Annotated in this window: 9 protein-coding genes and 1 pseudogene; 4 read left to right on the top strand and 6 right to left on the bottom strand. The window is 73.4% G+C overall.

Annotation, left to right across the window (positions count from 1 at the left end; translation table 11 throughout):
- Positions 1 to 329 (top strand): annotated as a pseudogene (locus tag MHY49_RS18265) (SAM-dependent methyltransferase); the annotation flags it as partial.
- A gap of 140 nt (positions 330 to 469) precedes the next feature.
- Here the strand turns inward: MHY49_RS18265 and MHY49_RS18260 are convergent.
- Positions 470 to 1,108: a DUF1345 domain-containing protein gene (locus tag MHY49_RS18260; RefSeq protein WP_239206543.1), complete on the bottom strand. Its 639-nt coding sequence runs from the start codon at positions 1,106 to 1,108 to the stop codon at positions 470 to 472.
- Positions 1,108 to 1,437: a YrhK family protein gene (locus MHY49_RS18255; protein ID WP_239206541.1), complete on the bottom strand. Its 330-nt coding sequence runs from the start codon at positions 1,435 to 1,437 to the stop codon at positions 1,108 to 1,110. Before MHY49_RS18255 ends, MHY49_RS18260 begins: the two co-directional genes overlap by 1 nt.
- Positions 1,438 to 1,684: 247 nt before the next feature.
- Here MHY49_RS18255 and MHY49_RS18250 point away from each other — a divergent pair, with 247 nt between their 5' ends.
- Positions 1,685 to 4,369: a PEP/pyruvate-binding domain-containing protein gene (locus MHY49_RS18250; protein ID WP_239206539.1), complete on the top strand. Its 2,685-nt coding sequence runs from the start codon at positions 1,685 to 1,687 to the stop codon at positions 4,367 to 4,369.
- 216 nt (positions 4,370 to 4,585) lie between these two features.
- Here the strand turns inward: MHY49_RS18250 and MHY49_RS18245 are convergent, their stop codons facing one another.
- Positions 4,586 to 5,185 carry a helix-turn-helix domain-containing protein gene (locus MHY49_RS18245; RefSeq protein ID WP_239206537.1) on the bottom strand — a complete coding sequence of 200 codons (600 nt, stop codon included), beginning with the start codon at positions 5,183 to 5,185 and terminating at the stop codon, positions 4,586 to 4,588.
- Positions 5,186 to 5,278: 93 nt separating this feature from the next.
- Here MHY49_RS18245 and MHY49_RS18240 point away from each other — a divergent pair, with 93 nt between their 5' ends.
- On the top strand, positions 5,279 to 6,013 hold the full coding sequence (locus tag MHY49_RS18240; RefSeq protein WP_239206535.1) for a GNAT family N-acetyltransferase: 735 nt from the start codon (positions 5,279 to 5,281) through the stop codon (positions 6,011 to 6,013).
- A complete protein-coding gene (locus MHY49_RS18235) occupies positions 6,010 to 6,579 on the top strand; it encodes an isochorismatase family protein (RefSeq protein WP_239206533.1) in 570 nt (189 codons plus the stop codon). The genes MHY49_RS18240 and MHY49_RS18235 overlap by 4 nt, the downstream gene beginning before the upstream one ends.
- Before the next feature lie 168 nt (positions 6,580 to 6,747).
- On the opposite strand, the gene MHY49_RS18230 is transcribed toward MHY49_RS18235, so the two are convergent.
- The 3 genes from MHY49_RS18230 to MHY49_RS18220 form a co-directional block, all read right to left on the bottom strand.
- A complete protein-coding gene (locus MHY49_RS18230; RefSeq protein ID WP_239206531.1) occupies positions 6,748 to 7,197 on the bottom strand; it encodes a hypothetical protein in 450 nt (149 codons plus the stop codon).
- A 108-nt stretch (positions 7,198 to 7,305) separates the two neighbouring features.
- Positions 7,306 to 7,881: a hypothetical protein gene (locus MHY49_RS18225; RefSeq protein ID WP_239206529.1), complete on the bottom strand. Its 576-nt coding sequence runs from the start codon at positions 7,879 to 7,881 to the stop codon at positions 7,306 to 7,308.
- A gap of 57 nt (positions 7,882 to 7,938) precedes the next feature.
- Entirely contained in the window at positions 7,939 to 8,688 is a 750-nt protein-coding gene (locus MHY49_RS18220) for a hypothetical protein (RefSeq protein WP_239206527.1), read from the bottom strand.
- Between the last annotated feature and the right edge of the window lie 27 nt (positions 8,689 to 8,715).

Here is an 8,715-nt window from a genome sequence, read left to right as displayed (position 1 = left end):
CGAGACGCTCACCGGCGCCGGAGGGCGGGGAGCGCACGACGCCCTCCGGCGCCGGTGAGCGTCTCGTCTTCGACCTCGAGGTGAGCGCGGGGAACGTGCTCGCCTTCCTCTCGGCCGCCGAACGTCGGCCCGCCCTCCAGCGCCTCGCCGCGCACCTCGCCCCCGAGGGTCGCCTCGTCGTCGGCTTCGGCGCGGGCCGCGGCTACGCCTTCGAGGACTTCGCGGCCGACGCCGAGTCCGCGGGCCTCGTCCTCCAGCATCGCTTCTCGAGCTGGGACCTGCGGCCGGCCGCCGACGACTTCCTGGTCGCGATCCTCGCGCGGGCCTGACCGGCGAACGGTGACTGGCGACCGGTGATCGATGACCGGCGACGTGCGGCCGGCGACAACCGGCCGGGGCGATGGTCGCGCCGTCGTGCGCGTCGGCCCTGACGTCGGCCGGAGGATCGAGCCCGGCCCGGCGGGCCCTCTCAGCCGAGCCCGAAGACCCCGGCCACGAGGTTCACGGCCGCACCGAGGATGACCAGGCCGAACACGAACGAGACCAGGCCGTGGCGCAGCACGATCTTGCGCATGCCGCGGTCCACCGCGCCGGTGTCGGTGACGCCGTAGGTCATGCCCACCGCGTACGCGACGTAGAGGAAGTCCGAGTAGGCCGGCGGCTCGTCGTCGCCGAAGTCGAGGCCGCCGCCGGTCGCGTAGTAACGGTGGGCGTAGTGGACGGCGTAGGTCTGGTGCACGCACGCCCAGGCGCCGAACACGCCCACCAGCGTGATGATCGCGCCCATCGTGGATGCCCCGCTGGGGCCCGCAGCGCCCAGGTGCAGGGCCACGACGGTGATCACCGCGAGCGCGGAGGCGCCCGCGGTGAGGGCCTCGTCGGCCGAGGGGCGCAGGTCCTCCCGGCCCACGCTGCGCCGCGTCTGCTCGGCGTCCATCGGCCACAGCGAGAGCCATGAGGTGACCAGGAAGACGGTCTCGCCCACGGTGATCGCGATCATCGTGGCGTGGACGCGGTCGGTCGCGAGCCAGAGCAGGATCCCCAGGACGCCGCCCACCACGAGCGCGAGCAGCAGGCGGAGGCGCGTGGAGTCCTTCAGCCGGGTCATCAGAAGTCCATCGCGTGCGGCAGCGGTCTGCCGCTGACGCGCTGCAGGTGGAAGCGCCGTGCCAGGCGGATCGCCGGGCGGATCGTCATCTGGATCGAGCCGATGAGGAACAGCACGGTGCCCGCCGTCATCATCGACGCGAAGAAGAAGAAGATGGAGCCCACGATGAACCAGATCCCGATCAGGACGTCGTTCGCGATGCTCGCGGCCTCGTAGCGCTGGCTGAGGATCAGCTCGTGGTGCCCGATGCGCACGTCCAGCGAGTGGTCCTCGTGGTGGGTGCGAGTGTGCTCGATGTGCGGGGTGCTGTGAGGGGCGTCGTTCTGCATGGCGGGGCCAGCCCTCCTCGGATCGATGGCCGACGGTACGGCGTGCCGCGACGCTAGCAGAGGGGGACGACGACGTCGGACGACGACGTCGGGCGGCGACGTCGGGCCGCGACGACGTCGGACGGCGCGAGCATCTCCGCGCCGCGGGCGGCGGCCGACGGTGCGGCGGGTGGTCACCCGGTCGACGCGGGGTTACGCTCGCTGGCGCCACGCGCCCCACCCCGGGCGCACCGTCGAAGAAGGCGCCATGGTCGACCGCACGGTCCGCGGGTTCCAGGACATCTCACGCAAGGACGTCGCGGAGGTGGGCGGCAAGGCCGCGAACCTCGGCGAGCTCACGCGGGCGGGCATCCCCGTTCCACCGGGCTTCGTGCTCACCACCGGTGCCTACCGGCGGTTCGTGGAGACCGCTGGCATCCGGGAGCGGCTGCTCGACGCGGTCCGCGACCTCGACCCCGACGACACCGAGGCCGCCGACCGGGCGAGCGCCGAGGTCAGCGCGCTGTTCGCGGGCGCCGAGATCCCCGACGATCTGCGGGGCGCGCTCCTCTCGGCGCGCGAGAGGCTGGGCGAGGCACCCGTCGCCGTGCGATCCTCGGCCACCGCGGAGGACCTCGAGGACGCGAGCTTCGCCGGGCAGCAGGAGACGTACCTGCACGTCACCGGCGATGATGCGCTGCTACGGGCCGTCCGCGACTGCTGGGCCTCCCTGTGGTCCGCCAGGGCGCTGGCCTATCGCGCGCGCCGCGGCATCGACCCGGCCGAGGTCGCGCTCGCCGTGGTCGTCCAGGAGATGGTCCCGGCCGACTCGGCGGGCGTCATGTTCACCGCGAACCCGCAGAACGGCCGACGCTCCGAGACGCTCATCAGCGCCGCCTGGGGCCTCGGGGAGGCCGTCGTCTCCGGGCAGGTCGACACCGACGACCTGGTGGTCGACACCCTGCGCCGCCGCGTCGCCTCCCGTTCCACGGCGGACAAGACGGTGATGGTGGTGCCGGCCGACCGGGCCGCCCGGCGCGACGGAGCCCGCGGGGCCGGCGGGACCACCGGGACCGGCGGGACCGGCGGGAGCGGCGGTGGGACCCTGACGGTCTCCGTCGGCCCTGACGAGCGGCGCGCCCCCGTGCTCGACGACGCCGCCGCGCTCGATCTGGCCGCCTGGGGCGCGCGGATCACCGACCACTTCGGCGCCCCGCAGGACGTGGAGTGGGCGCGCGCGGGCACCGGCTTCGTCATCACGCAGGCGCGGCCCATCGTCGGCCTCCCCGCGCCGGCCGGACCTGCCCCGACGTCGTGGCCCGTGCCCCGTCGCCATGCCGGCTACTTCCGCGCGAGCATCGTCGAGCAGATGCCCGACCCGCTCACGCCGCTGTTCGCGGACCTCACCGCCGCACACGTCATCGAGCAGATGATCGCGACGGTGACCGATGCGAGCGGCAGCCGCGTGTTCCGCGACAAGGGCGTCGAGTTCACGACCATCAACGGCTACGCCTACTACGGGTACACCAACGCCGCGATGGCCGGGATGACGGCCCGGTCGGGGCTGCTCGTCCCCCGCCTGCTGCACGGCGGCGTGGGCGGGCCGCGCTACTGGCGCACCACGGCGCTGCCGCGGTACCGGCGCGTGGTCGAGGAGGAGTCCGGGGCGGACGCCCGCTCGACCGGGGCCGTGGCGCTGCTCGAGGGCGCGGAGCGCCTGGTCTCCGCGGGGTTCGCCTACTACACGTCCGTGCAGACGGTGATCCCGCCCGTGGTGATCGCGGAGTCCGTGCTCACGGCGTTCTGCCGGCGCGTCGCCCGGCCCGGGGACCCGCGACCGGAGACCCTCCTGTTCGGCTTCGAGAGCGAGCCGATCCGCGCCGAGCAGTCCCTCTACGACCTCGCCGCATGGGCGCGCGAGCACGGGGGCCTCGCCTCCGCCCTCGAGGCCTCAGACGCGGTCCCCGACGAGCGCCCGGAGGGCGTCGACGAGGACGCGTGGGCGCAGTGGCGCGAGCGGTTCGCCGCCCATCTGGCCGCGCACGGCCACGCCACCTACACCCTGGACATCGCCCAGCCGGTCGCCGCCGACACCCCCGAGCTGCTGTGGGACGTGCTGCGGATGTACCTGCGCGGGGAGGGGACGGATCCGCGCGAGCGCCGCGAGAAGGCGGCGCGGGACCGGGAGGAGGGCGCCGCGACGATCTCCGCGCACCTCCCATCGCCGCTGCGCCGGGTGTTCCAGCGTCTGCTGCGCCGTGCCCAGGAGCTCGCGCCCGCCCGTGAGGACGCGCTCGCCGGCATCGGCCTGGGCTGGCCCGCGGCGCGGCGCGCCCTGCGGGAGATCGGCCGACGCCTCGTCTCGGCGGGCGTGATCGCGCAGGTCGACGATGTGTTCTGGCTGCGCCGGGACGAGCTGTTCGACCTCGGCCGCGCGCTCGACGACGGGGCGGAGGCCCTGCCCACGCGCGCGGGGATCATCGAGGACCGCCGGGTGATCTGGCGCGGCCAGAAGCTCGCGACGCCCCCGCAGCTGCTGCCCGAGCGCTCGATCTGGCACGGCTTCGACCGCTGGATGCCGTCGGTCGGAGAGGGCGGAGGAGGCACCGAGGAGGAAGGCGTCGTGCTCACGGGCATCGGCGGCAGCGGCGGGACGGTCACCGCGCCCGTCCACGTGCTCTCCGGACCCGGCGAGTTCCGCGACTTCCGACCCGGCGAGATCCTGGTCGCCGCGATCACCACCCCGGCATGGACGCCGCTGTTCGCCATGGCCGCCGGCGTGATCACCGACGTGGGCGGGCCGCTCAGCCACAGCTCGATCGTCGCCCGCGAGTACGGCATCCCCGCCGTGCTCGGCACCGGCACCGCCACCCGCCGCCTGCGCACCGGGCAGCGCGTGCGGATCGACGGCGGCGCCGGGACCGTGCGGGTGGTCGAAGAGGGGGACGGGTAGGCGCGAGCCGAGGTGAGGGCGTGCCGGCGCCGGGACGGGCCGCTGCGATCCCGCGACGCGCGTCCGTGAGCGCCCGCGCACGCGAACAGTGCTGCGCAACGGTCGTTATGAGAGCTCATAACGACCGTTGCGCAGCACTGCAGGTCTGTCGGTCGCACACGCGAGGAGGGCGCGGCAGACCGCGGGACCTGGGGGGCGGGATGTCGCCCTGCTCTCTCAGGCGGGCTCGTCGGGTCCCGGCGCGTCAGGCTCACGACGCCGAGGCAGCCGCGGGTGCTCAGTCGGGTACATCGCTGTCATCAGGGCGAACGCCCGTGTTCCGGGCACGGTGGCGTCGAGCTCGGAATACTCCCGCACGAGGTCCATGACCCTGTCCCAGAAGCTCTCCGCCACGCTCTCGTCGATCCATGCGTACCTGATGAGCCCGCGCACGTCGTCGTCACGAAGAGCCGGGACCGCCTCACGGGCGGCGGTCTCGAAGAGGGTGGGCGAGGGCCCGGCATCCTCGAGCCGCACGTCGCCCACCGCGAACAGCCGCGCAGTCCTGCCCCACAGGGATTCCTCGCGGCCGCGCACCATACGGGTCCGCACGACCTTCAGCACCCCCGCTTCGGAGAGCACCTTCACGTGGTACGCGACGCTCGCCTTGGGGCGCCCCACCGCGGCAGCGAGCTCCTGGACGCTCGCGGCCCTCTCGAGGAGCAGCTCCAGCAGAGTCCCGCGCAGCGGATGGAAGATGGCGCGGACCTGGACCGGATCGGTGACGATCTGCTTCGGCTCGAGGTCGTAGTCAGGTCGGCTCCGACTGGTCGACATTTTTCGATCACTCCTCTATCCTCACTGATCGAAGGGATTCGATCAGTCGGCGCCACCCTAGGCGCTGCGGCGACGGGGAAGGGGGCGAGGGCCATGGATCGGAACATGACGGCGGGTGAGGGCCGGAACATGACGGCGGCGGGTGAGGGGCCGATGAGCGCGGCGAGCACGCACGCGGTGGGCGCGTGGACCGTGCGACCTCTCGACGGCGACACCTGGGACGCGTTCGCCGAGCTCGTCGAGCGCAACGGCGGCGTGTTCGGCGGCTGCTGGTGCATGGGGCACCATCGCACCCCGGACGGGATCTCGTTCCACGCCGTCCCGGGCATCGACAAGCGTGCGGCGAAGGAGGAGCTGGTGCGTCAGGGGAAGGCCCACGCCGCCGTCGTGTTCGACGAGCACGGGCTGGCCCAGGGATGGGCCAAGTTCGGTCGCCTCGATGAGCTGCCGCTCCTCGCCCAGCACAGGAGGGCCTACGAGAAGGACGATCCCGTCCTGCCCGATTGGCGCATCCCGTGCTTCTACACGGACACGCGTCACCGGCGCGACGGGATCGCTCGGGCAGCTCTCGGCGGAGCGCTCGACATGATCGCCCAGTCCGGTGGAGGGACGGTGGAATCGATCCCGGAACTGGTCTCCGGACGCACGGCTCACGGGAGATTCCTCTTCTCGGCCTCGGTCGAGCTCTTCGAGGATCACGGATTCACCAAGGTCCGCCGACTCGGGAAGTGGGCGTGGCTGGTCCGGCGCGTCGTGGAGCCCGGAGCGACGGCGGGACGTGCGGCGTCGGCGGGGTCCGGCGCCGACAGCCAGGAGGGGCGGCGATGACCTCCGAGACCGAGACCGAGACCGAGACCGAGAACGGCCGACGTGCCCTGCTCGTGGTCGACCTGCAGGCGGGCGTCGTCGACGGCGCCTATCGACGCGACGCGGTGCTGTGCACCGCAGCCGATCTCGTCGAGCGGGCTCGCGGGGCCGCTGCTCCCGTCATCTGGATCCAGCACGCCGACTCCGAGCTGGTCCGGGGGAGCCCCGCCTGGCAGATCGTGGACGAGCTGGACCCGCAGCCGGGCGAGGTGCGTGTCGAGAAGGCGTACGGGGACGCCTTCGCGGAGACGGCTCTGGGCACGGTCCTGGACGATCTCGGCGTGACCGAGGTCGTGCTCGTCGGGGCCGCCAGCGAGCAGTGCATCCGCAGCACGATGCACGGGGCAGTGATCCGGGGGTACGACGTCGTCCTCGTGAAGGGCGGCCACACGACCACCGATCTCACGGACTTCGGTCTCCCCGATCCGGCGACCGTCGTGTCGTTCATGGATGCGGTGGCCGGGTTCGGGATGCAGTGGCCGGACGCCTCTGCACGGTCCGTGCCCGCGTCCGCGGTGGGGTTCTGAGTCGGTGCGCAGCGGCGCCGGGACGGGCCGCTGCGATCCCGCGACGCGCGTCCGTGAGCGCCCGCGCATGCGAACAGTGCTGCGAAGCGGTCGTTATGAGGGCTCATAACGACCGTTTCGCAGCACTGTAGGTCTGTCGGGCGCCGGATCGGGCCCGACGGACGGGGCTCAGGCCTCCGTGCGGGCGGCGCGGGCGCGAGCGCGGCGGGCGACGGCGGAGAGTCCGCCGGCGAGGACCGCGACCAGGGCCGCGAGTGCGACCACCGCGAGCACGAGACCCACGAAGAAGTCGTTCGTGGTGCCGACGGACCAGTCGGCGCCGCGCTTCTGGGTGTCGGTGAGGAACGGCGCGAGCATCATCCACAGGCCGCTCAGGGTGAGCAGCCCCAGGATGCCCATGCCGACCTTGTCGAGCACGCTGATCGGCTCGGCCCTGACGGCGGAGACGGACTCGGCGCGGTCGACCGAGGCGGTCGACCCGGTCGACCCGGCCGGACCGGTGGAGCCGGTCGGGACGGCGGAACCGGCCGCGTCGGCGGTCTGGGGCGCGGTCTGGGGTGAGGTGGGCTGGGCGTGCGAGCCCGTGCCGGCGGGGGCGGTGTGCGAGATCTGGGTCATCAGGATTCTCCTTGAGGCGAGAGTGCGCTGGCTGCGTGCGCGGGAGGCACGCGCCGGGGCGCTGGATACGTGGGCGCTGGATGCTCGGGAGCGCTCAGCGCTCAGCGCTCAGCGCTCGGCGGGGACGGCGGCCTGGGCGCCGGTGTCGGTGCCGACGGCGGCGCGGCCGTACTCGCGGTGATGGGGCGTCTCCGCGGCGGCGGAGGCGGTGTGCTCCTCGCGCTCGATGTCGCGGGCCAGGGCCGCGATCAGCGGCTCGAGCATCGCATCCATCTCACGCGAGCGCTCCGAGGCGGGGGCCGCCGGGGCGCCCTGCTGCGCGTATCCCTGCTGGCCGTACGCCTGCTGCGGGGAGGGCTGCTGGCCGTACTGCTGCTGCCCGTAGGCCTGCTGTCCGTACTGCTGGGCGGGGTCCTGCTGGCCGTACTGCGCCTGCTGGGGCGCGGGGCGCGGGGTGACGAACCCGGCCTGGACCATGTGCTTGCTGAGCGCGGCCGCGAACACGAACACGCCGATCAGGCCGACGAGGGCCAGCGGGAGGCCGGTCCAGACGTCGGTGAGGGTCGCGTCGGTCCAGTCGGCGTCCTTCTTCTGGAAGCCCAGTGCGAAGGGGGAGAGCACGAGCCAGAGCCCGGCCATCATGGCGAGGAGCGAGGCGATCGCTCCGATCAGTCGACGAGTCATCAGATGTGTCCTTTCGGGTGCCGCCCGGACGGGGCGGCGAGGTGTGTCGGGCGCCGCTCAGGACTGGGTGGCGAGGTGAGGGGACATGAGGGGCGCGCTGCCGTCGGCCCGGTGGGGGTCGTGGCTCTCGTGCTGGTGCTCCGGGTCGGCCGCGCCGGTGCCGTCGAGGTCGGCGGCGTGCGGTGCACGGTGCCGACCGCGGGAGGCGTCGGCGGCGTCGACGTCGGCCCCGGCCCCGCGCAGCAGCGCGATGGCGGCCGGCGTGACCAGCGAGCGCACGGCGAAGTCGGCGCGCTCGGCGGTGCTGCCGGGTCGGTCCCCGGCGAGGTGGGCCAGTGCCCGCGTGAGCTCGGAGTCCTCGTCGGCCCGATGGGCGCGCTGGATGACGAGGGAGAGCACGAGGCCCAGCCGCAGATCGTCCTCGCGCTCGGTGCGGGCCGCGAGTGCGGCGCCGTCGGCCGGAAGACCGTTCGCCGGCGCGCCGGTCGCGGAGAACCCGGGCCCGGAGGCGGTGGCCGCAGCGGCCTCGCCCTCGGTCATCCCCGAGGCGCCCACGGTCGTGGCCAGCGGGACCTCCTTGATGAAGAAGACGATCACGAAGGCGACGCCCAGCAGCGGGACGAGCCACAGGAAGATCGGGGTGAGGGCGTCGGTGTAGGCGCCCACGACGATGTCCTGGATCTGCTGGGGCAGCTTGTCCACGACGGCCGGCGTCAGGGAGTTGGTGTCCCCGCTGCCGCCCATCTGCTGGGCCGCCTGCGCAGGCATCCGCTCGCTGAGCAGGTCCGTCAGCCGGCTCGTGAACACCGAGCCGGCTGACGGACCTGCTCAGCG

Origin of the sequence: Brachybacterium sp. ACRRE (assembly GCF_022346485.1) — a bacterium.
Taxonomy (GTDB): domain Bacteria; phylum Actinomycetota; class Actinomycetes; order Actinomycetales; family Dermabacteraceae; genus Brachybacterium; species Brachybacterium halotolerans.
This window is presented reverse-complemented; position numbering and strand designations above follow the sequence as displayed.